The organism is Paraburkholderia terrae (genome assembly GCF_002902925.1).
GTDB lineage: Bacteria > Pseudomonadota > Gammaproteobacteria > Burkholderiales > Burkholderiaceae > Paraburkholderia > Paraburkholderia terrae.
In genome coordinates this window covers 648,018-674,047 of sequence record NZ_CP026112.1, presented here as the reverse complement: position 1 = coordinate 674,047, position 26,030 = coordinate 648,018, and the positions used below count along the sequence as shown (strand labels likewise).

At 61.6% G+C, this 26,030-nt stretch carries 25 protein-coding genes; 12 read left to right on the top strand and 13 right to left on the bottom strand.

Annotation, left to right across the window (positions count from 1 at the left end; all coding sequences use genetic code 11):
• The first annotated feature begins 40 nt into the window (after positions 1-40).
• The 7 genes from C2L65_RS19190 to C2L65_RS19160 all read left to right on the top strand — a co-directional run bounded on the left by C2L65_RS19190 (position 41) and on the right by C2L65_RS19160 (position 6,772).
• A complete protein-coding gene (locus C2L65_RS19190) occupies positions 41-949 on the top strand; it encodes a dioxygenase family protein (RefSeq protein ID WP_042304552.1) in 909 nt (302 codons plus the stop codon).
• A gap of 42 nt (positions 950-991) precedes the next feature.
• Positions 992-1,582 (top strand): malonic semialdehyde reductase, encoded by a 591-nt coding sequence (locus tag C2L65_RS19185; RefSeq protein ID WP_042304745.1) that lies wholly within the window; start codon positions 992-994, stop codon positions 1,580-1,582.
• Between the two features lie 200 nt (positions 1,583-1,782).
• Positions 1,783-2,724, top strand: coding sequence for a SphA family protein (locus C2L65_RS19180; RefSeq protein ID WP_063769770.1), 942 nt, complete (start codon positions 1,783-1,785; stop codon positions 2,722-2,724).
• 8 nt (positions 2,725-2,732) lie between these two features.
• The gene (locus C2L65_RS19175) at positions 2,733-3,509 is read left to right on the top strand and encodes an alpha/beta fold hydrolase (protein WP_042304553.1); all 777 of its coding nucleotides are present in this window, start codon (positions 2,733-2,735) and stop codon (positions 3,507-3,509) included.
• A 26-nt stretch (positions 3,510-3,535) separates the two neighbouring features.
• Positions 3,536-4,657 (top strand): maleylacetate reductase, encoded by a 1,122-nt coding sequence (locus tag C2L65_RS19170; RefSeq protein WP_042304554.1) that lies wholly within the window; start codon positions 3,536-3,538, stop codon positions 4,655-4,657.
• Between the two features lie 146 nt (positions 4,658-4,803).
• Positions 4,804-5,586, top strand: coding sequence for a DeoR/GlpR family DNA-binding transcription regulator (locus C2L65_RS19165; protein ID WP_042304747.1), 783 nt, complete (start codon positions 4,804-4,806; stop codon positions 5,584-5,586).
• A 34-nt stretch (positions 5,587-5,620) separates the two neighbouring features.
• Positions 5,621-6,772, top strand: coding sequence for an MFS transporter (locus C2L65_RS19160; RefSeq protein ID WP_042304555.1), 1,152 nt, complete (start codon positions 5,621-5,623; stop codon positions 6,770-6,772).
• A gap of 151 nt (positions 6,773-6,923) precedes the next feature.
• Here C2L65_RS19160 and corA read toward each other — a convergent pair whose 3' ends face one another.
• The 3 genes from corA to C2L65_RS19145 all read right to left on the bottom strand — a co-directional run bounded on the left by corA (position 6,924) and on the right by C2L65_RS19145 (position 9,087).
• Positions 6,924-7,895 (bottom strand): magnesium/cobalt transporter CorA, encoded by a 972-nt coding sequence (gene corA, locus C2L65_RS19155; protein WP_042304748.1) that lies wholly within the window; start codon positions 7,893-7,895, stop codon positions 6,924-6,926.
• A gap of 11 nt (positions 7,896-7,906) precedes the next feature.
• Positions 7,907-8,161 (bottom strand): hypothetical protein, encoded by a 255-nt coding sequence (locus C2L65_RS19150; RefSeq protein WP_156132206.1) that lies wholly within the window; start codon positions 8,159-8,161, stop codon positions 7,907-7,909.
• Between the two features lie 173 nt (positions 8,162-8,334).
• A complete protein-coding gene (locus C2L65_RS19145) occupies positions 8,335-9,087 on the bottom strand; it encodes a membrane protein (protein ID WP_042304557.1) in 753 nt (250 codons plus the stop codon).
• Positions 9,088-9,825: 738 nt separating this feature from the next.
• Here C2L65_RS19145 and C2L65_RS19140 point away from each other — a divergent pair.
• On the top strand, positions 9,826-11,448 hold the full coding sequence (locus tag C2L65_RS19140; protein WP_042304558.1) for an NAD(P)/FAD-dependent oxidoreductase: 1,623 nt from the start codon (positions 9,826-9,828) through the stop codon (positions 11,446-11,448).
• A 240-nt stretch (positions 11,449-11,688) separates the two neighbouring features.
• Complete coding sequence (locus C2L65_RS19130) at positions 11,689-13,869, top strand: SulP family inorganic anion transporter (protein WP_042304560.1); 2,181 nt, start codon at positions 11,689-11,691, stop codon at positions 13,867-13,869.
• Positions 13,870-13,995: 126 nt separating this feature from the next.
• Here the strand turns inward: C2L65_RS19130 and C2L65_RS19125 are convergent, their stop codons facing one another.
• Positions 13,996-14,838, bottom strand: a complete 843-nt coding sequence (locus C2L65_RS19125; protein ID WP_042304561.1) for an oxidoreductase — start codon at positions 14,836-14,838, stop codon at positions 13,996-13,998.
• Between the two features lie 398 nt (positions 14,839-15,236).
• On the opposite strand from C2L65_RS19125, the gene C2L65_RS19120 reads away from it, so the two are divergent.
• Together C2L65_RS19120 and C2L65_RS19115 are read left to right on the top strand one after the other, a co-directional pair.
• A complete protein-coding gene (locus tag C2L65_RS19120) occupies positions 15,237-15,914 on the top strand; it encodes a type 1 glutamine amidotransferase domain-containing protein (protein WP_042304562.1) in 678 nt (225 codons plus the stop codon).
• 57 nt (positions 15,915-15,971) lie between these two features.
• Positions 15,972-16,808 carry an enoyl-CoA hydratase/isomerase family protein gene (locus tag C2L65_RS19115; RefSeq protein WP_042304563.1) on the top strand — a complete coding sequence of 279 codons (837 nt, stop codon included), beginning with the start codon at positions 15,972-15,974 and terminating at the stop codon, positions 16,806-16,808.
• Between the two features lie 208 nt (positions 16,809-17,016).
• On the opposite strand, the gene C2L65_RS19110 is transcribed toward C2L65_RS19115, so the two are convergent.
• The 5 genes from C2L65_RS19110 to C2L65_RS19090 form a co-directional block, all read right to left on the bottom strand.
• Positions 17,017-17,241, bottom strand: a complete 225-nt coding sequence (locus C2L65_RS19110) for a hypothetical protein (protein WP_042304564.1) — start codon at positions 17,239-17,241, stop codon at positions 17,017-17,019.
• 191 nt (positions 17,242-17,432) lie between these two features.
• Positions 17,433-17,636 (bottom strand): cold-shock protein, encoded by a 204-nt coding sequence (locus C2L65_RS19105; protein ID WP_007580847.1) that lies wholly within the window; start codon positions 17,634-17,636, stop codon positions 17,433-17,435.
• Positions 17,637-17,939: 303 nt separating this feature from the next.
• Positions 17,940-18,152 (bottom strand): 30S ribosomal protein S21, encoded by a 213-nt coding sequence (gene rpsU, locus C2L65_RS19100; RefSeq protein WP_081920737.1) that lies wholly within the window; start codon positions 18,150-18,152, stop codon positions 17,940-17,942.
• Positions 18,153-18,370: 218 nt separating this feature from the next.
• A complete protein-coding gene (locus C2L65_RS19095) occupies positions 18,371-19,501 on the bottom strand; it encodes a porin (protein ID WP_042304749.1) in 1,131 nt (376 codons plus the stop codon).
• Between the two features lie 347 nt (positions 19,502-19,848).
• On the bottom strand, positions 19,849-20,373 hold the full coding sequence (locus C2L65_RS19090; RefSeq protein ID WP_229513754.1) for a methyltransferase family protein: 525 nt from the start codon (positions 20,371-20,373) through the stop codon (positions 19,849-19,851).
• Between the two features lie 362 nt (positions 20,374-20,735).
• On the opposite strand from C2L65_RS19090, the gene C2L65_RS19085 reads away from it, so the two are divergent.
• Positions 20,736-21,287 (top strand): 4-hydroxylaminobenzoate lyase, encoded by a 552-nt coding sequence (locus tag C2L65_RS19085; RefSeq protein ID WP_042304567.1) that lies wholly within the window; start codon positions 20,736-20,738, stop codon positions 21,285-21,287.
• A 67-nt stretch (positions 21,288-21,354) separates the two neighbouring features.
• Here C2L65_RS19085 and C2L65_RS19080 read toward each other — a convergent pair whose 3' ends face one another.
• From C2L65_RS19080 to C2L65_RS19065, 4 genes are all read right to left on the bottom strand, one after another.
• Entirely contained in the window at positions 21,355-22,716 is a 1,362-nt protein-coding gene (locus tag C2L65_RS19080; protein WP_042304568.1) for an MFS transporter, read from the bottom strand.
• A 292-nt stretch (positions 22,717-23,008) separates the two neighbouring features.
• Positions 23,009-23,983, bottom strand: coding sequence for a LysR family transcriptional regulator (locus C2L65_RS19075; protein ID WP_042304569.1), 975 nt, complete (start codon positions 23,981-23,983; stop codon positions 23,009-23,011).
• Between the two features lie 4 nt (positions 23,984-23,987).
• On the bottom strand, positions 23,988-24,773 hold the full coding sequence (locus tag C2L65_RS19070) for a gamma-glutamyl-gamma-aminobutyrate hydrolase family protein (RefSeq protein ID WP_042304570.1): 786 nt from the start codon (positions 24,771-24,773) through the stop codon (positions 23,988-23,990).
• Positions 24,770-26,029 (bottom strand): NAD(P)/FAD-dependent oxidoreductase, encoded by a 1,260-nt coding sequence (locus C2L65_RS19065; protein WP_042304571.1) that lies wholly within the window; start codon positions 26,027-26,029, stop codon positions 24,770-24,772. Before C2L65_RS19065 ends, C2L65_RS19070 begins: the two co-directional genes overlap by 4 nt.
• Position 26,030 lies beyond the last annotated feature (1 nt).

Here is a 26,030-nt window from a genome sequence, read left to right as displayed (position 1 = left end):
GCACCTCGCGCCTCACGCTTCACAGGTTGGAGGAGGCATCATGAATTCGCAGACACAGCCCGAACGACAAGCCGTGACGCGCGACCTCGACGAGTTCAGTGTCACGGACGCGGTCGTCGCGCGCATGGCGAACGCGCGCTCTGCACGCACGAAACGCGTTCTTGCGGCGTTGATTCGCCATTTGCATGAATTCGCACGCGAGGTCGAGCTGACGGAGGCCGAATGGGAATACGGCATCGACTTTCTGACACGCGCCGGACACATGTCGACGCCCGAACGCCAGGAAGTGATCCTGCTGTCCGATACGTTAGGGTTCTCGACGCTCGTCACACAGATGAATCACCGAAGCCTCAAAGGAGAATCGGAACAGACGGTGCTTGGGCCGTTTCATCGTGCGGGCAATATCCGCTATGAACACGGCGCCAATATTTCCGAGGGTATCGATGGGCCGCCATGCTTTGTCAACGTGACGGTGCGTGCGCCGGACGGCGCGCCACTTCGCGACGCGACCGTCGACGTATGGCATTCGGATCACGAAGGTTACTACGACGTCGCGCATGACGAATGGGACGGCGACATGCGCATGCGCGGCATCTTCACGCCCGATGCGACAGGCGCGGTGCGCTTTCGGACGATTGTCCCCGCGTCGTATCCCGTGCCTCAGGACGGGCCGGTCGGCGAGTTGCTGCGCGCGACCGCGCGGCATCCGATGCGCCCCGCCCATGTGCACTTCAAGATCGACGCGCCGGGCTTCGATCCCCTCGTCACCCATCTGTTCGTCAACGGCGATCCTTACCTCGACTCCGACGCTGTGTTCGGGGTGCGAAATGCGCTGATCGTGGACTTCGCACGACACGCACCCGGCGACGCGCCGGATGGCAGCGTGTGCGAAACCGAATTCTTCACACTCGACTACGACTTCGTGCTTCGGCACGTGAGTCCCGTCTGAACAGGCATCGGCTGAAAAGCATTCGAAACAGGAGAAATGCAAATGTCCAACTCTTCCATCGCGGATCTGATCTTCTCGCACGCGCGTAGCCATAACGCCTGGTCGGATCGTCCCGTTACCGACGCGCAGTTGCGCGCCCTTTACGAGCATTTGAAGTGGGGGCCGACGTCCGTGAACTGTTCGCCGGCGCGCTTCGTTTTTCTGCGGACGTCGGAAGCCAAAGAAAAGCTCAAGCCGGCCCTTGCACCCGGCAACGTCGACAAGACCTTGAGCGCCCCCATCGTAGCGATCGTCGCCTTCGACACGCGTTTTTACGAGCGCCTGCCGGCGCTGTTCCCGCACAACCCGGCTGTCGCATCGTGGTTCGAAGGCGTCGAGAAGCAGGAGTTCGCTCACACCACGGCGTTTCGCAACGGAACGCTGCAAGGTGCCTATCTGATTGCAGCGGCACGCGCGCAGGGTCTGGATTGTGCGCCGATGTCGGGCTTCAACAATGCGGCCGTCGATCAACGCTTTTTTGGCGGCACCACGGTGAAGTCCAATTTCCTGTGCGGCCTCGGCTATGGCGATCCGGAGAAGCTGCATCCACGCGGGCCACGCCTCGCGTTCGATGAAGCGTGCCAGCTCGCCTGATGCGTAGTGTCTGATCGCGAGCATGCATCCACCGCGTAACGCGGACGCACCACCGTTGCCCGGCAAGCTCGCCTGAACCGCGAACAGCAGGTTTTCAAGGCGCCTCAGCGCGCCTTGGGCCTCGTATTGCCCGCGGCGGCTGCATGCATCGCTGATGCGACGTTGACGATCTGACTGGGTTCGAACACAAGGGGAACGCCATGTTCCATTGCAGTTGTCGTGGACGTTTTATCGCCGCCGCTGTCATTCAATGTGCGCTGCTGTCGGGCGGCGCCAACGCAACGGAAAACGGCGGCACCAACTATCCGATCGGCGTCAACACCATCACGCCCGGCGTGCAGCCTCCGCCCGGCACTTACGGCTATCTGTATCTCGCGGCCTACGAGTCCACTTCGTTGAAGGACAACTCGGGGAATGCCGTTGGCAACGTGTCGAATTTCTCGCTGCATGCGCAGGCGGCCGCCGTGCGTGTCGCGCATGTGTGGCGGGGACTATCGCTGCTGGGCGCGACGATCGAGACGCGCGCCAACATTCCTTTCTGCAATATCGACATTCATTTCGACGCCCATACGCCTCATGGCGACGTGTACAAGAGCAGTCATGCGGCCGGCCTGTCCGATATTGTGTTCGCACCCGTCATGCTCGGCTGGCACAACGGCGACCTGCATCAGGTCGCGGGCCTCGAGTTCTTTCTCCCTACGGGCAGCTACGATGTCAACCGCCTCGCGAATCCGGGCCGCCACTACTACTCGATCGAGCCGACCTATGCGCTCACCTGGTTCCCCACGCAAAGAGTCGAACTCAGCGCGCGCGCATTGTATGAATTCAACACGATCAACAACGCAACCGACTATCGATCGGGCCAGGAATTCATCGTCGACTACAACGCCGCATTCAAGCTGACACAAGCGTGGCAGATCGGCGTGAGCGGCTATTACTACCGGCAAATGACGGACGACATGCAGCATGGCCAGGTCGTCAACGGCAATGGCAATCGCGGACAGGTACTCGGCGTTGGGCCGTTCATCGGCTACATGACGCGCAAGATCGCGGTCGCATTCAAATATCAGCGCGAGACGCTGGTGCGCAATCGTCCAGAAGGAAACCGCTTCTGGTTGCAGGTGTACATGCCCTTCGAGTGAGCCCGTCCATGCACGCATTCAAGCTGACCGGCCACGGGCCGCGCAAGGTACTGCTTTTTCATGGGTTGCTCGGCGACCGTGACACTTTCGATTCGATGCTTGCGTATGCGGACCTCGACGCCTTCGAATACGCGACTTTCGACTATCGCGGTTATGGCGATGCGCTGCACGCGCCGCCTGGCTACACGTTGCGGAACGTGGTTGTGGATGCGCAGGCGCTGGCCGCTCGTCTTGGCTGGACGCGCTTTGCCGTCGCGGGCCACTCGAGCGGCGCGCTGGTTGCGCAAATGCTTGCAGTCGCGTCGCCGGATCATGTCGATGCCATCGTGTCGATCGCGGGTATGAATGCACGAGGCACAAGCGCCGATCCGGAGAGGCTGCGCAAACTCGACGCGCTTGGCCATTCACGCGAAATGCGTGAAGCACTCGTCGACACGGGCACGGCGCACCGGTACACGAAGGGCTTCGTGCGTGCGCTCGTCGATGCGACATGGTCGCATATCCGCGCTGATGCACTCACGGGCTATGCGCGCGACGCGAGCACCATCGACATAAGCCGCGACGTCGCAGAACTCGATGCGCCGATTCTCGTGCTGGTAGGCGAGCACGACCCGACGCAATCCGAACATGTCGCGCGGCAATCCACGCTGCAATGGTATCGCCGCGCGCAGCTCGACGTGATGGCGGGAACGGGACACTACCCGCACGTCGAAACGCCCGCGGCAACGCTCAGCCTGATGGAACGATTTCTTCTCGCTCATGGCGCGGCGTCAACGCAGCGCTGATTGAGCCTCACCTCAAAGGAATTGCGATGCGAGCAGATTCATTCGTTTATGCCCCACTCTCGGGGCGCGTGGTATTCGGTGCAGGCAGCCTCGACAAACTCGCCGACGAGTTGCGCACGCTGCGCGTCAATCATGCACTGCTTGTCTGCACGCCCGAGCAGCGCGGCCTGGCCGATGCCGTCGTCGATCAGCTAGGCGGGCGCTGCGCCGGCGTGTTTCCCAAGGCCGTCATGCACGTGCCAATCGAGATCGCTCGCGAAGCGCGTGAATGCTCACAGTTCATCGGCGCGGATTGCGTCGTCGCCGTGGGCGGCGGTTCCGCAATCGGACTCGCAAAAGCGATCGCGCTCGAATCGGGCTTGCCTGTCATCGCGGTGCCGACCACCTACGCCGGTTCGGAAATGACGCCGATTTACGGCATCACCGAGCGCGGGGAAAAGAAGACGGGCCGCGATCTGCGTGTGCTGCCGCGCGTCGTCATTTACGATCCGCTGCTGACGCTTACATTGCCCACACGCCTGAGTGCGACAAGCGGCATCAACGCGATTGCGCATTGCGTCGAAGCCCTGTACGCGGACGACGCCAATCCCATCACGTCGTTGATGGCGAGAGAAGGCATACGCGCGCTGGGTGAAGGTCTGCCCAGGATCGTCGAAGAGTCCATCGATCTTGAAGCGCGCCACGCATGCCTTTACGGCGCGTGGCTGGCGGGCTCTGTACTCGCGACAACGTCCGTCGGCTTGCATCACAAGCTGTGCCATACGCTGGGCGGTATTTTGAATCTGCCGCACGCGGAAACGCATACGGTCGTGCTGCCACATGCCGTCGCGTACAACGCGGCGGCCGCGCCTGCCGCAATGGACCGCATTGCGAAGGCGCTGAACGCGGATGATGCGGCGCAGGGTCTGTTCGATCTTGCGCAACGGCTGGGCGCGCCGACTTCGTTGAAATCGCTCGGTGTGACACACGCCGATCTCGACCGCGTTGCGGCGGCGTCGCTGTTGTCGGCTTATCCGAATCCACGGCCGCTGGAGCCCGATGCGATCCGCCGGTTGCTTGACGATGCGTATGAAGGCCGGCGTCCTGATGCGCTCGATGTCGATCGTCAGGCCGATCGTGCGGAAGCTTCGAATCCCATGATGAAATAGAACGCGGATCAGAATTTGCGGCTCGACATTTCCGAGGAGCCGGCGTCGCAATAGCGACGCCGGCTTTTTTTCATCGCGAAGCGTTGAACGAATAATGCACGTTTATGCACGTTTACATTCTCGTTCATGCACGATATCATTCGGACATGAACGACGACATCCCCCTCGCACGACGCGACGAGATCGCGAACCGGCTCGCCCAAGGCCAGCCTGTCGTCGCCGCCGCGCTCGCTGCTGAATTCAATATTTCGGAAGACGCGATCCGTCGCGACCTCCGCGCGCTGGCATCGGAAGGCCGCTGCCGCAGGGTCTATGGCGGCGCGTTGCCGATCACGCCCGCATCCGCACCAATGGCGGCCCGCATGGATCTGGCACGCGAGCGGAAGTCGGCGCTGGCTCGTTCAGCCGTGCCGCTGATTCAATCCGGCGAACTCCTGTTCCTCGACAGCGGCAGCACCAATCTCGCGCTCGTCGACGTGTTGCCAGAGGAAAGCGAACTCACCGTGGCGACCAATTCCGTCGACATCGCCGCTGCCGTGCTTCGCCGCTCCGATCTGCAGCTCATCATGATCGGTGGATCGGTCGATACGGCCGTGGGCGGATGCGTCGACGCGAGCGCGGTGGAGGCCATCGCCCAGTTGAATATCGACCGATGCTTCATCGGCTCGTGCGCGATATCGCCGAAGAGCGGGATCAGCGCATTCGGTCTCGCCGACGCGACGTTCAAACGCGCGGTCCTTGCGGCCAGCGAGCACAGCGTGGTACTCGCGCTTACCGACAAGTTCAATGCGCGCGCGCCTCATCGGGTCGCCACGCTCAAGGCGATCGAATGCGTGATCGTCGAACACGACCTGCCGCGCGCGGAGCGTACGGCCTTGTCGAAATCCGGCCCATCGGTTGTAAAGGCCGATCCGCCCGCCAGCCTGTGAGCGCGCGGCCAACTCATTCAGGACACCCGTGACAATGACGTTCGACCGCCCCGCAGCCCGACTCGCGACGCGCCTTGCCTTCCTCGTGGCCGGATTCGGTGTCGCGTGCTGGGCGCCGCTCGTGCCCTTCGCCAAGCAGCGGCTTGGCGTCGATGACGGCGTGCTCGGCCTGTTGCTGCTTTGCCTCGGCCTCGGATCGGTCATCGCGATGGTGATCACAGGCGCGCTCAGCGCGCGATACGGCAGCAAGCCGATCATCGTCGTGGCAGGATTCGCCCTGGCCGTGGTCCTCCCGTTTCTGACCGTTGTCAGCACACCGCTCACACTGGGTATTGCTTTGCTCGCGTTCGGCGCGTCGCTCGGTTCGCTCGACGTCGCGATGAATATCCACGCGATCGATGTCGAGCGGGCGGAGGGCCGGCCATTGATGTCGGGGTTTCACGCGCTGTTCAGCATCGGTGGCTTTGCGGGATCGATGGTGATGACCTTTCTTCTTTCGATGCACATCGGCCCGCTCGAAAGCACGTTGCTATGCGCCGTACTGATGCTCGGCGCGATCGCCTATGCAAGGTCACGGCTGATCGAAACGGCACACGCGAAAGAAGGTCCGCTATTCGTCGCGCCACGCGGCATCGTGCTGGTGCTTGCCGGTCTCACAGCGATTACGTTTCTTGTCGAAGGCGCACTGCTCGACTGGAGCGCGCTGCTGATCACGGGCGCTGGACTGGTGGCTGCAGCGCAGGGCGGAGTGGGCTACATGATTTTCTCGGTTGCGATGACGGCCGGCCGTCTGGGCGGCGACGCGGTGACCGCACGCGTCGGAGACCGCGCCATGGTGTTCTGGGGTGGATGGGTAGCGATGGGCGGCTTTGTTGTTCTGTTGACCGCCCCGGGCGCTGCGATTGCGATGGCAGGCTTTTTGTTGATCGGTCTTGGCGCATCGAACGTGGTGCCAGTGCTGTTTCGCCAGGCGGGCTCGCAACGCGCGATGCCATCGGCGCTCGCTGTCGTCGCGATCACGACGACCGGTTATGCGGGGAATCTCGTCGGCCCGGCGGGTGTGGGGTTTGTTGCGAATGGAGTGGGACTGCCGGGGGCGTTCTGGATGTTGGCTGCTCTGCTTTGTCTTGTGCCGTGTTGTGCCCGGTTGGTTACGGCGAAGCAGGCGCAAGTGGACTTGTCGTGAGCTTTGTGCGACGTTGGCTTGGGTGCGATCGGGTTTGACGTACCGCACTGAGCGCGTGTCCAATCAATCAATCGCTTGCTACCGTCTGCACGCTCTGTCTATGTCGCCCCACGCGATATGTTCGAACATCCTCGGTCAGATAGAGTGACTTTCACAACCAACGCTCGTACTTGAGTTTCCGAAACAGCACAAGGCAACCCGCAGCCGTGACAAACAATGTCACCGGATAGCCCCAGGCAGTTTTCAGTTCGGGCATGCTCTCGAAGTTCATCCCATACAGGCTGAAGATCACCGTTGGAACCGCGAGGATAGCGCCCCACCCGGCCAGTCGCTTGACGACCTCGTTCTGCCTCACAGACACGAGCGCCAGATTGACATGCATGGCGTTAGTCAGCATCTCGCGCATGTCGTCCGTGATGGTCGTTATCTGATGCGCGTGATCCTGGACATCGCGCACATAAGCTCGCAATTCCTTCGGAACAATATCTTCATGGAACCGGATGAGTTGATTACAAATGTCGTCCATCGGAACTGCGGCATTCCGCAGTTTGAGGAGATGGCGCCGAAGCTCGTATAGCTTCGCAACTGCCACCTGGTCAAAGTCGGACTTGAACATGTCCGACTCGATGCGGTCGAGTTCCTCCTCGAACCGGCTGACGATAGGCACGTAGTTATCGACCACGAAGTCGAGTATCGAATACAGCGCGAATCCTGGACCCTTGCTCAGCAGCTTCGGATTCTCCTCGACACGCGTACGAATTGCGGCATAGCTTGACGAGGCGCCGTGTCGAACCGTGACGAGGAAGTTTGTCCCTACAAACAGGTGAGTCTCGCCGTACTGCACTTCGCCATCTATGAGTTGCGCGGTCTTGACCACGATAAAGAGCGAATCGCCGTACGCCTCGATCTTGGGCCGTTGGTGTGCCTGGAGCGCGTCCTCGATGGCAAGGTCATGCAGGCTGAACTCCTCCTGGATCTTGCGCAGAAATTCGTCGTCAGGTTCCCAGATGCCCACCCAGACGAAGGTGTCCGGCTCTTTCAACACCTCGCTGATGTCATCGATGGTGACGTCGCCCAGGCGTTGACCGGCCCGGTAAGCAATGCTGTTGACGACCATGCCCATTTTCTGCTCCTTCATGTTGTCTCGATGGATTTTCGGTGACCGTTTGGGTTCCAGGTCGCGTGCTGATGAGCCAAGCCGTGCGGCCGGAGCAAGCTGAGTTCGCAAAGCGCCTCTCGAATCCGCGTCAGATCGCGAATCCCGGTCTCCACGCCGATGAGATGGTCGCGCACCATCTGGGTCAGCTGCGTGGAGCAGGCGCGCCGGGGACGGCGCGAAAGATCGGGCAGCCTGCGGCGTTTACCGACGGGAGCCATTCGATAAGTCATCCGCACCCGCATGACCGCTTACGTGAACGCTTCCGCGTGGCGCAGTCAGGGCCACCACCCGTCGCCTTTACCCGATGAAGCGCCTTCCGTCCCACAATTTGAATGGCCGCTTCTTTCGGGCGGACAGACGCCCGAATGCCCACATCCCGTCGCTTGCGAAGGTCGCCCGTGGATTATCGGCTTAGGGCGGCTTGGGCCCGTTGCAGCCACTCGCTGTTATGTTCGCGGGCGTGGCGTGGCCAATGCCTGGCATCGTGAACGATCTCAGCGTAAAGTTCGCGCGCACGCTGGCGGTCGGCCTCGTCGGGCTGCCCGGCCAGCCAATCGGCGTACAGGCAACGCGGTGCGGCGTCGCTTGCGCTCGCGAGCGCAATATCGAACGCGGCACGCGTGCCCGGCGCGCCAAGCGCGGCCAGCGTTCGTGCGTACAGCAAGGCAGGCTCCGGCTGCCGGCGGGCGAGAGGATCGGCGGCGAACAGCTTTTCCAGTGCGTCCAGCGTGGCCGCAGCATTGCCGTTGGCAAACTGCGCACGCGCCAGCCCCAGTAGCAGAGCCGGATCGGATGAGAATGGCCCACTGGCGGCTGCCTGATAATGCTCCAGGGCTTCGGCGGCATTTCCTGCGTCGAGCAGCGCTGCAGCCAGACGCATACGATGCGCGACGGTCGGCGCGCGATCGAAATCCGTGCGCGCCTCGCGCACCGCCCGGTTGGGATCGACAAACTGCGAAATGGCCCTCGTTGCCGTCCTCGCCCCACGCGACTGGCGCAGGGAGGGCAAGTAAATGACAAAGAAGTAGACCGCGCTACCAAGGCCAGGGAAAAGAAACAGGATCAGCAGCCAGTACATGTTCTGCTGGTTGCGCACGGCATGCACCGCAAAGAACAGGGCGATGATGACGTAAAGGCTGATTCCGAAGATGCGCATGACGGGAAGCTCAGTTGTGAGGCGCTGCCGACGGTGCGTCAGCGAAACGGCCGAGCGTTATTTTGACAGAAGCGCGCTGCCATGCCTGATGGCTCGGCGGACTCCTTCCCGCGCCGCTCCTGATGAGCCAACTACAGACTCGACCTACGCCCCGGAAAGCGACACTGTGCGTAGAACGTCGCTATGATCCTTTGCCTCTGGCGGCTGTGTTTTGCGCGACGCATATACAGGCGCTCAGGCTGGTCAACTCGAACAATGGGCGCGGCCACGCCCGCAGGGTATGGCTTCGCACAAGCCACCCGCTCGCACCGCTATAATGGTGGGCTGGAGACGTGGTGGCGGAAAGCAGCCGGAACGACGGGTCACCCGTCGAATTTCCCCGAAATTTTCCGGGTGCCCGGCCTGGCCGGGGTTTGCGCGACGCGTCAGCGTCTATGAGGCACGGGGTTTCGGCGTCCAGGCTTGCCCCTTTCATGTGCTCCCGGTCATCGTACGTCCGGTCGCGTGCTTGCCTGATGATGACTTCGGGGCGGAACGACCTTCCCCACACATGCTCGCTTCAGTTTCTCATCGTGAAGTTGCTTGAGTTGTCCGGCCTGGTCAGTTTGCAGTCCCGCGTACAGCTTTTTCGGCCGATGGAAGTTCTGCATCCGGGATGCCCACGTAGCGAACAACGCCGCCCGGTCTCCACCTGTTTCAACACCGCCACGATTCCGTGGTGATCACATTTCAGTACTCATGCTACGTCTAAGCGAAGTCAAACTCCCGCTCGACCATCCCGAGAGCGATCTCGAAGCCGCGATTCGCGCGCGCCTCGCGGATCTCGGCGTGCCGGCAGACGGGCTCCTCCGTTACACCGTATTCCGCCGTGCGCACGACGCACGCAAGCGCTCCGACATCAAGCTGACCTATATCGTCGATGTCGAAGTCAAGGACGAAGCGGCCGCGCTCAAGCGGATGGCCGGCAAGCCGCATTGCGGACCGACGCCAGACATGGCGTACCACTTTGTCGCAAAGGCTCCCGAGCACACAGATTCCCTGCGCCCGGTCGTGATCGGCATGGGGCCGTGCGGCCTGTTCGCAGGACTTATCCTCGCGCAGATGGGGTTCCGTCCGATCATCCTCGAACGCGGCAAAGCCGTGCGCGAGCGCACCAAGGACACGTTCGGCCTGTGGCGCAAGTCCGTACTGAACCCGGAATCCAATGTGCAGTTCGGCGAAGGCGGGGCCGGAACGTTTTCCGACGGCAAGCTATACAGCCAGATCAAGGATCCGAACCACTATGGCCGCAAGGTGCTCGAGGAATTCGTCAAGGCGGGCGCGCCGGACGACATCCTGTATCTGAGCCGGCCGCACATCGGCACTTTCCGCCTCGTCAGCATGGTGGAAAAAATGCGCGCCAACATCGAGGAACTGGGGGGCGAAGTGCGCTTCGAAACCAGGGTCGAGGACATCGAAATCGATCAGGGCAAGGTGCGCTCGCTCAAGCTATCGAATGGCGAAACGTTGCGGTGCGATCATGTGGTGCTGGCCGTGGGCCACAGCGCGCGCGACACCTTCCAGATGCTGCACGATCGCGGCGTTTATATGGAAGCGAAGCCTTTTTCACTGGGGTTTCGTATCGAGCATCCGCAGGGGGTGATCGATCGCAGCCGCTTCGGCAAGTTTGCGGGCCACAAGCAACTCGGCGCGGCTGACTACAAGGTGGTCCATCACTGCAGTAATGGACGAGCCGTCTACAGCTTTTGCATGTGCCCTGGCGGCACGGTGGTCGCGGCGACCTCCGAGCCGGGCCGCGTGGTCACCAACGGCATGAGCCAGTATTCCCGGGCCGAGCGCAACGCGAATGCGGGTATCGTCGTCGGCATCACGCCGGAAGACTATCCCGGCGGCCCGCTGGCCGGCATCGCGTTCCAGCGCAAATGGGAAGAGCGCGCATTCGAACTCGGCGGCGGCGATTACCACGCGCCGGGTCAACTGGTCGGAGACTTTATCGCCGGCCGGCCGTCGACGTCGCTTGGCGCGGTGGTGCCGTCGTACAAGCCGGGCGTGCGCCCGACCGATCTCAGCACCGCGCTGCCCGACTACGTGATCGAAGCAATCCGTGAAGCGCTCCCGCAGATGGATAAGAAGATCGCAGGTTTCGCGATGCACGATGCAGTGCTCACCGGCGTGGAGACGCGCACGTCGTCACCGCTGCGGATTCGACGCAAAGACGATTTCCAAAGCATGAACGTCGACGGTCTGTATCCGGCCGGCGAAGGCGCGGGATATGCGGGTGGTATCTATTCGGCGGCCATCGACGGCATCGAAGTGGCGCAAGCGTTGGCACTCAATCTGACGTCGGCGCACACATCCTGAGGTGCCGGACAGGATCAGCGCGTGAAGGTCCGATAGCTCAGTGAAGCCGACGTTCGAATCAGCATGAAAATCCGGGGGCCGGCGCTCGCGTGCCGACGGTTTGACAGTCGCGAGACGGGCGGCGGATACTGAATCGCGCGGTCGCCCGCTTGTGCCCGGCGCCGCGCGTTCCGGGGGAGCGCCGTGAAGCCAGGTGCCACAGGTTCCGCGTCCGAGTCTGCAAGCGCTGCCGCACCGCGCATGACGACCGTCGGCCTGCTCGGCGACCTGACGGCGGGCGCCGTCTCGACGCTCGTCATGCTCTGCTACGCAATGAGCCTGGGCACGCTGATCTTCAGCGCGGACCTCGCGCGCTACGCCGAACTCGGCGTGCCTACCGCGCTGGTCAGCTGCATCGTCACGGCACTGGTGATCGCGCTGACCAGTTCGATGCGCCTGAATATCGCCGGGCCGGACAGCAACGCGACGGCATTTCTCGCGGGCGTGGCGGCAGGCGTCGCGAGCAGCGTGCGTGCCGACGGCGGCTCGCCGCAAACCATTCTTCTGACTGTACTGATCGCCATCGCGCTGTGTTCGGTGATGACGGGCATCGTGCTGTACGCGATCGGTTCGTCAAAGCGCAGCCGTTCATTGCAGTTCCTGCCGTATCCCGTGGTCGGCGGATTTCTGGCGGGCACCGGTTATCTGCTACTGGCGGGCGCATTCCGCGTGTTGACGGGCCAGTCGCCGCAGTGGCACACCCTGCCCCTGCTCACGCATCTGCACTGGCTCGCGTGGATGCCGGCGCTGTTCATCGGCGTGCTCACAACCGTTTTCACGCGCGGCCGGCAGCACATTGCCGCGCTGCCGTTCGTGCTCGCGTGCGGGGTCGTGCTGTTCTATCTGTCGCTGCACTTCGCCGGGCTCTCCATCGACGATGCGCGCAACATGGGCCTGCTGCTGCCGCATGTGAAGCTGCACTTCTTCCCGGATATGCATATGCCCGCACCGCTCGCGAATGGTGCAATCGACTGGGCCGCGATCGCGGCGCATCTGCCGGAGACGCTCGTCGTGACGTCTGCGTCGGCGATCACGATCCTGATGAACTCGACGGCCATCGGCGCGGCAACAGGCGAGGATGTCGACCTGAACCGCGAAATGCGCGCGGCGGGCCTTGCCAACATCGCGAGCGGGTTGCTGGGCGGGATGGTCGGCTATCAGTCGTACAACCGCTCGATGCTCAATGCGCGCGCTGGCGCGACGAGCCGCATGGCGGGCGTATTCGCGGCGCTAGCGTGCCTTGTTGCGCTCATGGTATCGCCCGATCTGGTGGCGCTCTTTCCCGTCCCCGTGCTGGTCGGGCTGCAGCTTTTCATGGGGCTGCGGCTGCTGATGCAATGGCTGGTCGGTGCGTATGCAAAGCTCAACTGGTACGAGTACGCGCTCGTGCCCGGCATGCTTGCCGTCGTGGCGCTCTATGGCGTCGTTGCGGGCGTGATCGCGGGCGTCATTGCCGCGTGTGTGATGTTCACGCTGCTGTACGGACGCGTTAGCTGCGTGCGCATGGCATTCGATGCGACCACGCGCACCTCGACAGTCGAGCGCAGTATCGAAGATGCCGCGCGTTTGCGCGAACTCGGCACGCAGCTATGCGGGATGTGCCTGCAGGGCTTTCTGTTCTTCGGCACCGCAAATTCGATTCTGCAACGCGTGCGCGAACGGCTCGAAGCAAAAGATGCCGTACCCGTGCGCTACATCGTGCTCGACTTCGCATCGACCAACGGTATGGATGCGTCGGTATCGATCGCTTTTGTGAAGCTGCGGCAACTGTGCGCAACATCGGGCGCCGACCTCGTGCTCACCGCATTGCCCGCGCGCTCACGCAGTTTGCTCGTGAGGACGGGTACGCTGAACTTGCGGATACACGAATTCGCCACGCTCGATGCGGGTCTCGAATGGATCGAAGACACGCTGCTCGGATCGGGTTCCGCCGTGCAGCCATCGGGGGAACAGAATTTCCGCACGACACTCGCTCCGCATTTCACGCCCCCTGCACTGGAAAGACTGTGCGAGTGCCTCGAAGTACGCGATCTCGACGCAGGTCAGCACCTGTTTTTGCGCGGCGAGCCGGGTGACGCGCTTTATATCGTCGAGCGCGGACGCGTCGCCGTTTCGCTGCCGCTGCCCGACGGCCGGCTCGTGCGGCTGCGCTCGTTCGGCCCCGGCACGGTGGTCGGCGAAATGGCCGTGTACACGCAGACCACACGAAGCGCCGATGTGATCGCCGAAACGCCCACGCGCGTTCACCGTTTGTCGGTGCCCACACTGCTCGCGCTCGAACGTGAAGATCCCGTCACCGCACAGCAGTTTCACCGCTTTCTGATCAAGACGATTGCGTCGCGGCTCGCTGTTGCCGATGAAGCGCTGCGCGCCGCGTATTGAGCGCGTTGGGTGTCAACGGCGAGCTAGCCACGGTCAGCTGGATCGTTCTCGACGAAAGCCGTTAGCGATGGCGATGAAGCTTGACGGTCGCCTTGCTGCTTGCGGGCGCAACCGACAACGCACAGCCTACGAAAAGTCAGTTGATCGGCTTACGTCTTCCCACGCGTCGATCGCCGTTTGCATCGTGGATAGCTTACGTCGCACAACACTCAACGCATCGCTACCAAGCAGGAGGTGGACGGGCGGATCGGGATGTTCGACGAGATCCAGCAGCACGCGCGCAGCCTTGTCCGGGTCGCCCGCCTGTCTGCCGTCCTTCGCCTGGCGGGCCTGGCGAACGGGATCGAACACGGCGTCGTAATCTGCGATGCTGCGTTCAGAGCGCACCATCGAGCGGCCCGCCCAATCGGTGCGAAACGAACCCGGCGCGACGGCCGTCACGCTGATACCGAAGCCGCGAACTTCCTGCGCCAGCGACTCGGAAATTCCTTCGAGGGCAAACTTGCTGCCGCTGTAGTACGAGATGCCGGGAAACGTCGTGAGGCCCGCCATCGATGTCATGTTGATGATGTGACCGGTTCGGCGCATGCGCATGGACGGCAAGACAGCCTTGATCATTGCAACGGCGCCAAATACGTTCACGTTGAACTGATGCAGCAGTTCATCGAGCGAAGACTCTTCGAGCGTGCCCTCGTGACCATACCCCGCGTTATTGACGAGTACATCGACCGGTCCGGTTCGTTCAGCCACGCCTGCAACGGCCGCGTCGATTTTGGCGAAATCGGTTACGTCGAGGACCACACCATGAGCACGGTCCGGTTGCAGTTGCTCGAACGTAGCTTTCGCCGCTTCGCTCCTGACCGTGCCGATAACGACGTGTCCAGCCGACAGCGCAGCTTGCGCGAAAGCGCGCCCGAACCCAGAACTCGCCCCCGTAATCAGGAACACCCGTTGCCGAGATTCGCTCATGGTAACGACCTTGCCAAATTGGTGATTGTCGACAGGACCGGGTACCGCTTACCCGGTGACGACACTGTACTTGCGCCAGGCTGGCTGTTGCATCGAGTGGCGTTCAATTCAGTTTTTCGTGTGGGGAACAACTCGCACAAGGACGCCTGCAGTTTTCAACGCCGACGGACACACCACAACTGTTCTTCGAAAAGGCTGACCCGCTTTGCGGTAAGCGGCGGAGCCCCCTTCATACCATCGGATGATCCGGCAAAACTATCGTTCGATGGCGCGCACCCGGCAGTCGGACTTGAATACAAGCGTTCCTTGAACGTGTCAGCAATAGCGGCGAATTCCGCCTCATGCCATCCCCTGGCGATGTCGCGATTAGACATCGGCCTTAACGAACGGAGATTGAAATGAAAATTCTGTTGGTACTGACTTCGCACAATGTGCTTGGAGATACTGGCAAGCCGACCGGCTTCTGGCTGGAAGAGTTCACCGCGCCCTACTACGCCTTCACGGACGCCGGCGCACAGGTCACCGTGGCCTCTCCCAAAGGCGGCCATCCCCCCATCGATCCTCGAAGCGACGATCCAGACAATCAGACCGATACGATGCAACGCTTCAAGAAAGATCCCGCTACGCAAAAGGTGCTTGCCAATAGCGTCAAGCTCGCCGACGTCAAGGCGGCCGACTACGACACGATCTTCTATGCGGGTGGTCATGGTCCGATGTGGGATCTGACCAATGACAGGAACTCGATCGCGTTGATCGAAGATTTCTACAACGCCGGCAAACCGGTCGCCGCTGTCTGTCACGGACCATGTGTGTTTCGACAGGCTACCTATGAAGGACAACCGCTCGTCAAGGGCAAGCGCGTCACGTGCTTCACCAATGATGAAGAGGAAGCTGTCGGCTTGACCAAGGTCATGCCGTTCCTGGTCGAGGATGAGCTAAAGCGTCTAGGCGGACACTTCGAAAAAGTGGCCAACTGGGCCGTACTCACCATTGTCGATGGGCGCCTGATCACGGGCCAGAATCCGGCTTCGTCTGGCCCGACAGCCAGAGAGTTGCTCAAGGTTTTGCAGGCCTAGTTTCCATCCAACGCGAGCCATCACGCCCGTTGCATATGCCGGCGACAGGAGTCACCCATGAATGCGACCACGAACCCCGTTCAGATCAGAGTTACGCAGCGCTCCCCCGCCTATTGGCGCGTCACGATCGACAACCCGCCCATCAACGTCATGGGCCCGCAAATGCTCCAGCAGTTCAACGAAGTCATTGACGCTCTCGAAACCGACGAGCACGTGAAAGTCGTGGTGTTCGACAGTGCCGTCGACGGCTACTTCCTGAATCACTCGGATTTCACGGCCAAGCTCGACGAGCTAACCGCTCTGCCACCCGGTCGCACAGGTTTGCCGCAGTGGCCGGACTTTCTCGTGCGGCTGTCACGTGCGCCTGTCGTCTCCATCGCCCTCATCCGCGGACGGGCGACGGGTAATGGCAGCGAAATTACGCTCGCCTGTGACATGAGTTTCGCGAGTCGGGAAAAGACGATCATCTCGCAGTGGGAGGTCGGCGTAGGAATGGTCGCAGGCGGTGGTCCAATGGCCCGGCTGCCCCAGCTGATCGGCCGTAATCGCGCGCTGGAGGTGCTTCTGGGTTCGGAAGACGTCGATGGCGACAAGGCCGAGGCCTATGGCTACGTGAACCGGGCTCTGCCCGATACCGAGCTCGACGCGTATGTGGACGCGCTCGCGACCCGAATCTCCGCGTTCGACAAGTGGGCGATCGCTACCACCAAGCGCCTCGTCAACACCAGTTTGCCCCCGGACGTCGAACTCGGGGCGGGATGGGATGCGTGTATCGCGTCTCTCGGGCGGCCCGCGGCGCAGCAGGGCATCGAGGCGCTGCTCGCCCGAGGATTTCACAAGCCGGGCGATGTTGAAGAGCGACTGGGGTACTACCTTGGCCGGCTCGCGAATTGAACCGGCGCGCGACGTGGTTCGCAAGCGATCGTCTTTACGCGATGCTCGCAGTATTCAGATTGTCAAATGACCATGAGCTAGAACCGTCGTCCGATATGTACCGAACTGCCCGCGCACGCGTTGGATACGCGTTTCGAGCGCGTGTTTTTTTCGGAGGACGATGAATCAGGACTCTTACAAAGTCCGTTCGGCTTGCTACCGGTTCACATCAACCGCGAGTGTCGATCCAGTGGCATGCCCAGCTTCGCGCGTAATCGACCGCGTCGGCCTCGTCGACGAAATAGTCGAGCGAAAAGAATTCGTATTGATTCGGTGCGCGTCGCGCGCCATCGCGCTCGAGCAGCAGATTTGCGGAAAACAGACCATCGGGCAGGCAATGGGCAGACGGACGTACGGTATAACCCCCGTATTGCTGGGTTGTTGAATTTTGCATTTGTCTTTGATGTTTTGAATTGTATTAGTCACGCCTGGAAAGCATGTGCCGCTGAGACGGCAACCAGCATGACAGAGGCGGCTTCGCGCCGTTTAAGATGCGACTGGCAAGCGCCAGTGCGGGAGACGTGGAGCGTGGACTTCGGGGAGAAAACGAATCGGGGCCGCGATCGGGCCCCGCACTGCTACGCCTTAAACCGGCGTGATGTTTGCAGCTTGCACGCCCTTCGGGCCGCGCTTCGTTTCGAAGCTGACCTTCTGGCCTTCAGCGAGGCTCTTGAAGCCATCGCCGCGAATTTCGGAGAAGTGCGCGAACAGGTCGTCACCGCCGTTATCCGGGGAGATGAAGCCGAAGCCCTTTGCGTCGTTAAACCATTTGACAGTACCGGTATCCATACGAATCCTTGAAACAGAAAAAGTGAAGAGATTATCGCTCCAGAGTTTGGAGCCAAAGGATCAAGGAGGGAGAGGACAACGAATACCGCCGAGGGGCAACGGAACTATTGATGAACAGCAATCGAACTTCTTGAACTTCGGGGCACATTAACACCTGTGCGCCACATTTGCAAGGTTTCAGTGAACTGGCCCGGGTATTTCACGACCCGGCGCCAGTCAACGTCATCGAAACGAGCCGCTCCGCTGAGCCGCCACTCGCCGGACAAGCGCCTCAGAAGCCACACGAAGATTGACGACGCGGGGTCAATACATCTTCCTTGGCGGCAGCGCGCGGCGAATCTGTTTGCGCAACCGGGCCACGGCGGCCGCTTTCTTGCGTTTACGCTCCGTGGTGGGCTTTTCATACGCCGTGCGCGCACGCAACTCCGCGATCAGTCCATTATTCTGGATTGCACGACGGAAACGTCGAAGCGCAACTTCGACGGGCTCATTGGGTTTGGGGATGACGGTAGTCAGATCGTTCCTTGAAGTCTTGATTCGATTGATAAAAAGCCGCGCATAGCGAGCGCGTCGTCCGATGCAGACGGCAAAAGACACTTCACTGTACACGCGAAATCTCGAGACCGTCTGGTAATTTGCACAGTCGTCGCAGAGAGCGAGGCAACAGGAGCCCCGCCGCATGGACCCGGCGCAGTGAATTCTTGCGACAAAGTTTGTCGTTGCAGCCAGCCTCGTCAGAACGAATGCCGGACACCGACAATCGCGCCGAGCTGGCCGATGCCCGCTGCGGGCGTCGTGCCGCCGCCGCCCGCGCTGACGGAATAGCGCGCGTGCGCGCTATTCCACAGGTACGCGACGTTGCCGTAAACCGCCGTTCGCTTCGACAGGAAGTAAGTGGCGCGCAGGCTCGCCAACGTTGCGCGTGCATCCTGCTGCTGGACGACGACGCGGTAGGCTTCTCCATCGACAGCGAACACGGGCGTCACATAGTATTGCGCGCCGAGGTAGAACAGATTCGAGCGCACGTCGCCGCCCGGTCCGTTCGATTCGACGCGGCGGCCGATCCATCCGCCGCCCAGCTTCACGCCCGCAACATTCACATAGCCGTTCGCCTGCAGACGCGCATCCTTGTCGCCGCTGCCGTGAATCGCAAACGGCGCGACGCCATCGAAGAAGTTTGCCGCTGCATTCGTGCCGCCACGTTGTTCGTCGTACGCTGTGGCCACACCGAAGTACGTGCCGTCGTACTTCAGCATCGCACTCCATTCGCGGCATTGATTCACATCGCCGGGCACCTGTCCTGCGCAGGTCCCCTGCCCCGGAGAATTGCCCGTCCCCGCGCCGTCCCGTCCAAACGACCAGGATGCGCCGAATGTGAATCCATAGAACTTGCCTTTATAGACGGCCGTGTTGTCGCTTCTCGCGTTCGGCAAGAACGCATCCAGCGCGCCGATGCCGTAAATGTCCGGCCCGAGAATATCGGCATCCGACATCGCCCAATACGACATCGTGTATTGACGGCCAAACGTGAGCGAACCCCACGGCCCTTCGAGTCCAACGAGCGCCTGTCGTCCGAACAGCCGTCCGCCCTGCCCCGAATCGCCTCCGCGCAGGTTGAATCCGCTTTCGAGAATGAATACGGCCTTGAGTCCGCCGCCAAGATCTTCGGCGCCGCGTATCCCCCAGCGTGAAGGCAATTCGCCCGTGATGCCCGGCATACGGACGACATGATCACCTGCGGCATTTGCATGGGAAACATACTCGATGCCCGTGTCCAGCACGCCGTACAGCGTGACGCTGCTTTGCGCAAATGCGGACGCGCTGAAAAGCCCCGCTGCCAATGCCACAACCCTGCCGTATTTCATGAAGTCTCCTTGACCGTCAATCATTATTTCGGATGACGAACTTAACCGTCTCCGTATAAGTGCATGCCAGGCGAGCTTAGGGTTGGACAATAAAAGCAACAACGGGGAAAACCTCAACGCCTCCATGCAGATCGAAGCGACGAGGAAAAAGCGGCAGGATTTTACTACTCGAATTCGATTCGAGCGGTTGGCAATTCTTCTATCGACAGCGCGATACGCGGGACAAATCTACTGATACGGATATGAAGCGCACACGTAGCGCGATGAAAAATTCGAACGTGAAATGTATTCAATCCAATCTTGAACGCGCCGAATCGACGAGCGCGATTCGGCGAAGCTATCGCATGTCAAATCCAGCGTCTGACTCGCGAACAGTAGTCGGCGTACCGTTGCGCGTGCAACCGGAACATGTGCTCTTCTTCGAACCTGACCTGAATCTGGACGAGCAACTCGGACATGGCCCAGATCACCATCACAGGCCACGTTCCCACCACTAGCAATTGGCTCAGTATCGTTGCGCGGATGCCGAGGTAAATGGGATTGCGCGACAGCGCGAACGGGCCTGTCGTAATTAGTTCAGTTCGCGTGCGAGTATCGACGCCCATTCGCCACGCGGTTCCCATCGTGGCCTGAGCACAAATCACCCATATCAGCGCTACAACCATGCACGCGACGCCAATCCACCGCGTCCATTCCTGATCGAACCATGGCGCGACGAGTTGTCCGCGTTCGCCAGTGATGCCGTAAAACAACAGAAGCAAACCGTCGACGACGGGCAGCCAGAAATAGAAGCATCGCGCGACAAAGTCGTGCGCCGAATCGCCGCGCGAGAACGACACGGCGTCGTGTCGGTTCGTTCGCGCAATCAACATGCGCCCGACAACAGCCGTTGCGCCAAACACACCTGCGTGAACGAGAGGAAGGAATCGCCAGAAATCGGAACCGGTGAAGTGCATAGCGCGGAAATGCAGTGACCATTGTGGACCGGCATGTTCTCACAACGCGCAATGCAACACCGGCAACCTAGGCATGCACGCGATAACGCATGGTCCATCTCGCGCCGTTCAAGACGAACGACCGCATTATGAATAACGTGCATTGTGGACTTGCAATAGTTTCGCTTCTTCGAGCGGTATGGCTATGGCATCTTGAAACCGCCATCACGCACATCGGAAGGCGCGCATCGCCGCGGCGGAGAAGACGTGCAAGGCACTCAATCCACGGAGGAAACGCAATGTCTCAAACCCCCACTACAAGCACCAAAGACCAGCTCGTAGCACGTTGTCTGCCATTTCTCGAAGAAGTGAGAGACATGACCACAGGCGTCGAGGTCGAGCAATGGCTCAACACGAAATACGGCGTCGATAGCGATCTGTACAAGGATCTCGCCCGCCTCATCACGCTCGGCGTAAAAGAAGGCTGGGCGGCCGACGTCGAGATTTCCGGCCCGAAGTACCGGCGTGCGCGACTCGTCGCGCCTTCTGCGGAAACGTTCTATTTCAGCATCACGGCGGTGCTGATGGACAGTACCGACAATGCGCAGAACAACCCTGAAGGCGCGTTTCGCGGCGACTACCACTCGCATCCTTATGGCGAGTTCAATCTCGTCGTGCCGCTCAACGAAGGCGCCGCGCTCGCCGGCCCGAGCGGATGGTGCTACGGCGGCTGGACCGCGCCCGCGCCAGGCAGCCATCACTTTCCCGAGGCAAAAGGCGGTGCGGTGATCGCGCTGTTCTTCTTGCCTTCGGGCCGCATTGCATACGACATCAGCCCGCCCGCACACTGAACTGCACAAGCACTGCGAGCCTCAACAGAGGCTCGCAGCAATCGCATCGCGTTTCAATCGTTCGCCGCTAGTGTGCGAGCGATTCGCCCTCCGCGACATCCTGCACACCTGCGCTCGAACACGTCGCCTGCTTGATCAGCAGGGCCACGCACGCGACCGCGCCCGATACCGCAACGACCGTGAAAATGCCCGGCAGACTGACCTGCTGCCGCGACAATTCCGCGACGAGAAACGATCCCGCGATGCCGCCAAAGCGCCCTACGCCCAACATCCACGCGACACCCGTGCCGCGTCCCGCCGTTGGATAGAATGCAGCCGCGAGAGCGGGCATCGACGCCTGCGCGGTGTTCACCAGCACACCGGCGATAAACACTGCGCACATCAGCAGGCCGATATCGCCGACTGCCTGGCCAATGGCATACACGCTGATCGCACCGAATGCATAAGCGGCAGCGACAACGCGATTAGGATTGAAGCGGTCCATCAGCATGCCGCACAGCACCGTGCCCACGCCGCCCAGCGGAAACAGCGCGGATACGAGCGCCGCGCGCTGCGGACTCAGTCCCGCATCCTTGAGAAGGACGGGCATCCAGTTGACCAGTCCATAGAAGATGACGAGGCCCATGAAGTAGCACAGCCACAGCATCACGGAGCCGAGAATGAATGAACGCGACAACACGATACGAATGCCGCCACTCCCCGGTGCATGCCTGACGGATTCCCGCATGACGAAAGCATGCGCAGAACGCGCGTCCGCGCTGATGCGAACCATCACGTTGCGAATCTTCTCGACCGGCTGCTGTCGCGCCACCATGTAACGGATCGACTCCGGCAACCTGAATGCGAGCACGATGGCAAGCAGCAACGGCACTGCGCCGCCAAGCAGCAGAACGCTGCGCCAACCGAACTGCGGAATCATCCATGCAGCGAGAAATCCACCCAGGGCGGCACCCAAAGGGAATCCGCAGAACATCAGATTGACGATCGTGGCACGCCGGCCGTCGGGGCAGTACTCGCTCATCAGCGTGACGGCATTCGGCATCGCGGCACCGAGTCCGACGCCCGTGACGAAACGCAGCGTCGTCAACGCGGCCAGATCCTGCGCGTAAGCCGATGCGAAACACGCCACGCCAAACAGCAGCACGGACAAGGTGAGCACGAGGCGTCGACCGCACCTGTCAGACAGAGGTCCAGAAAGCAAGGCGCCGCAAGCGAGCCCAAAGAGCGCGGCACTCAGCACAGGCGCAAGCGCCGCCCTGCCGATATGCCACTCCGACAGCAGCGAAGGCGCGATAAAACCGATCGCAGCCGTATCGAAACCATCCATCAGCACGATGACGAAGCACATCGCAAATACGAGCCACTGAAAGCGGGAGAAAGGGTGCTCGTTGATGAGCGCTTGTATATCGACAGTCCGGGTCTCTTCCATTGCATCCTCACTGATGGGATTGAATTGCCGGCGTCGCCACGTCAGCGCTTGCCGCGTGCCTCGCCGATCTATCGGGGGCCAAGATTAAGAGCGCCAGATATGGTCAACAACCCGGCGAAGCACGCACGTGGCGCGCACATGCCCCTCGCGCGGCGTGGCAAGCGTCGCGCGATGCGCCCGGGTTGAATCGAGAAGACCTATGTTTTCAGGCCGTTTCGACGACGTTGACGAGATTGCGCGCCATGGCGCACGCGCAGTGAATTGTTTGCATACCGATCTTGCACGGCCCGGATCAACAGCTGCGAACCTGCCGAGCGACATCGGCAAGCTGGTGCCGCAACCATTGCAGCGCGGGGTCCGTGTCGTTGCGTTCGTGCCAGACGGCGCGCACGGCGGCGTTGTGGCACTCGTAAGGCGTCGCGTGCATTTTCAGTTCGCCGTAGCGCTCCAGTTCACGGCCAAGCGATGACGGCACGAGCGCGAGCATGTCGCTGTGACGAAGCAGCGCGGGAATGGCAAGCGAATGCGCGACCGACATGCGCATGCGTGGCACGTCGGCACCATCGGCGAATGCGCGGTTGAGCGCGTCGCGGTTGAACATCTCCGATTGCCGCGCGAGCCCGCGCTCGATGATGAAGCCGCTCACTGCGCCCTCTTCCTCGCCGCCTTGCGAAATGGCGACAAGCGGATAAGCAAGCAGATCGTCACGCGTAACGGCGCGCTCGGCGATGGGGTGGTCTCGATGAAGCAGCACCACATCCGTCTGCTCCCACAACTGCGCCGACCGCAAGCGCGTCGGCACATCCGCGAATATGCCGATCGCCACATCGATCCGGCCGACGTCGATCTGGCCTGCGAGATCGAGCCGCGTCGATGGACGGATCACCAGGTCCACGAGCGGCGCTTCCGCGCGCAGCCGTTGGCTCAAACGCCCGAGCACCAACGACGTGATGTAGTCGTTCGCCGCGACGACGAACTTGCGTTGCGCGACGCGCGGATCGAATGCATCCACGCCCAGCGCCGCCCTGATCTGCGCCAGCGCGCCGCGCACCTGCGCAGCCATGCCGACGGCGCGCACCGTTGGCTCCATGCCCTTGCCCGTGCGCACGAACAGGTCATCGCCGAGCACCTGGCGCATGCGTCCAAGCGCGTGGCTGATCGCCGATTGACTCAGATTCAGGCGCTTGCCCGCGAGAGCAAGATTGCGGTCTTCGAATATCGCGTCGAATACGCGCAGCAGGTTCAGGTCGATGCGATCCGCTGACATGGTCCTAACCCTCATGATGATCGGTGGCGGGCTGCGCCGCATGACGATAGCGGCGACAACTCGCGCCGAATGCTTCGAAGATCGAACGCGACAATGCGTCGTGTTGCGTCATGACTTCCGGATGCCACTGCACGCCGAGCGCGAAGTCGTGTCCGTTCAGCCGATACGCTTCGATCAGGCCGTCGGGCGCGCGAGCTTCGACGACAAGGCCCGGCGCGAGCGCGGCAACGCCCTGCCGATGCAGCGAATTCACGCGCACGCGTTGCGCATTGGCGAGCGTCGACAGCATGCCTGCTGGCGCGAGTTCGACTTCGTGGCGGTATCGATAGCGGGTAGGCAGATCTTCTGCGAGGTCTTCGAGATGGTCTTCCGAATGACCGGACGCGTAGATGTCCGTATGGAGCGTGCCGCCAAAGGCGACATTCATTTCCTGGAAGCCACGACAGATCGCGAGAATGGGCATACCGCGCGCCGCAGCGCCGCGCATCAGTTCGAGCGCGACGTGGTCGCGATCGGGATCGGTGAGCACGTCGCGACTTGTTTCGCCGCCATATCTACGCGCCTCCACGTTCGATGCGCCACCTGGAAACAGCAACCCGCTCACGCCGTCGAGATAAGCATCTACCGATTCGATCTCTCGCGATGCTGGAATCAGCACGGGACTGACATTCGCACCCGACATCAGCGCGCGAACATAGCTGTGCTTCGCGCCATGCTGGTCGTGTTCACCGACGAAGAAGCGGTCGCATACCAGTCCGACGAGAGGACGGTCGTGTTTTTCAGCGCTCATTCCACGACTCCCCGTGGCGCATGCGCATCGCCGCTCGCGAGCGCTTTCAGATCGAATGCGGGATCGCGCACCGCCTCCGCCGAAACTCGTGCGCCGTTCGAGAGCAGCTTGCGCGCGAACATGTGATCCTGCGGCCGGTTGATGCTATCGACAGCGATCAGCTTGTCGTCGCGAAAGTAGAACAGCGAGAAACGCTTGTCTTCGACGGAACCGCGCATCGCGTAGTCGGTAAAGCCCGCGTTCACGCCGGCCATCTGCAGCTTCAGGTCGTATTGATCGGACCAGAACCAGGGCAGCGCGCGATACGGCTCCGACCGCCCGACAACTGTTGCCGCTGCCGTCTTTGCCATATCGTTTGCGTTCTGCACGGATTCGATGCGGCATGCGCGCGCACCCGGCGGCGCCCAGTGGGGGACGAACGAAGCGCAATCGCCGGCGGCGACGATCGACGGGTCGCTGGTGCGCGCGCAGGCGTCCACCACGACGCCGCCCGCCACGTTCAGTCCGCAGTCGGCGGCGAGTTCGGTATTCGGAACCACGCCGATACCGACCACGACGAGCTCGCATATGAGCCGTACGCCATCATCGAGTTCAACCGATACGCTCCCATCCGCGTCGTGCAACGCGACCACCTTGCGTCCGAATTCGAACGCGACGCCATGCTCCGTGTGAGCACGCAGCATGAAGCCGGACAACCACGGCGACGCGACGCGTGCAAGCAGACGCGGCTCCGTCTCCACCACCGTCACTTCGAGTCCCTGCTGACGCAGCGACGCCGCCGCTTCGAGACCGATATAGCCGCCGCCGATCACAACCGCTCGTCGCGCCGTGCGCGTTGTCTGCGCAAGACGCCTTGCGTCGCGCAGATCGCGTAGATAGTGAACGGCATCGAGAGTGGCACCGGGACAGTCGAGCTTGCGCACGCGCGCCCCCGTCGTCAGCGCAACGTGGTGATACGCGATGCGCGAGCCGTCGTGCAGTTCGATCTCGCGACGCTCGCGGTCGATGTGCGTGGCGCGCGTCGACGGCATCCATTCGATCTTCTCTTCGTCGAAAAACGCCTGCGAACGCAGCGGTAAACGCTGCTCCGCAAAGCTACCCGTCAAAAAGCCCTTCGACAGCGGCGGACGTTGGTAAGGCGCATCGGGCTCGTCGCCGAGCAAGACGATACGGCCGTCAAAGCCGAGTTCGCGCGCGGACGCCGCAAGCTGGACACCCGCATACGACGCGCCGACAACCACAAGCGTGCTATTCATG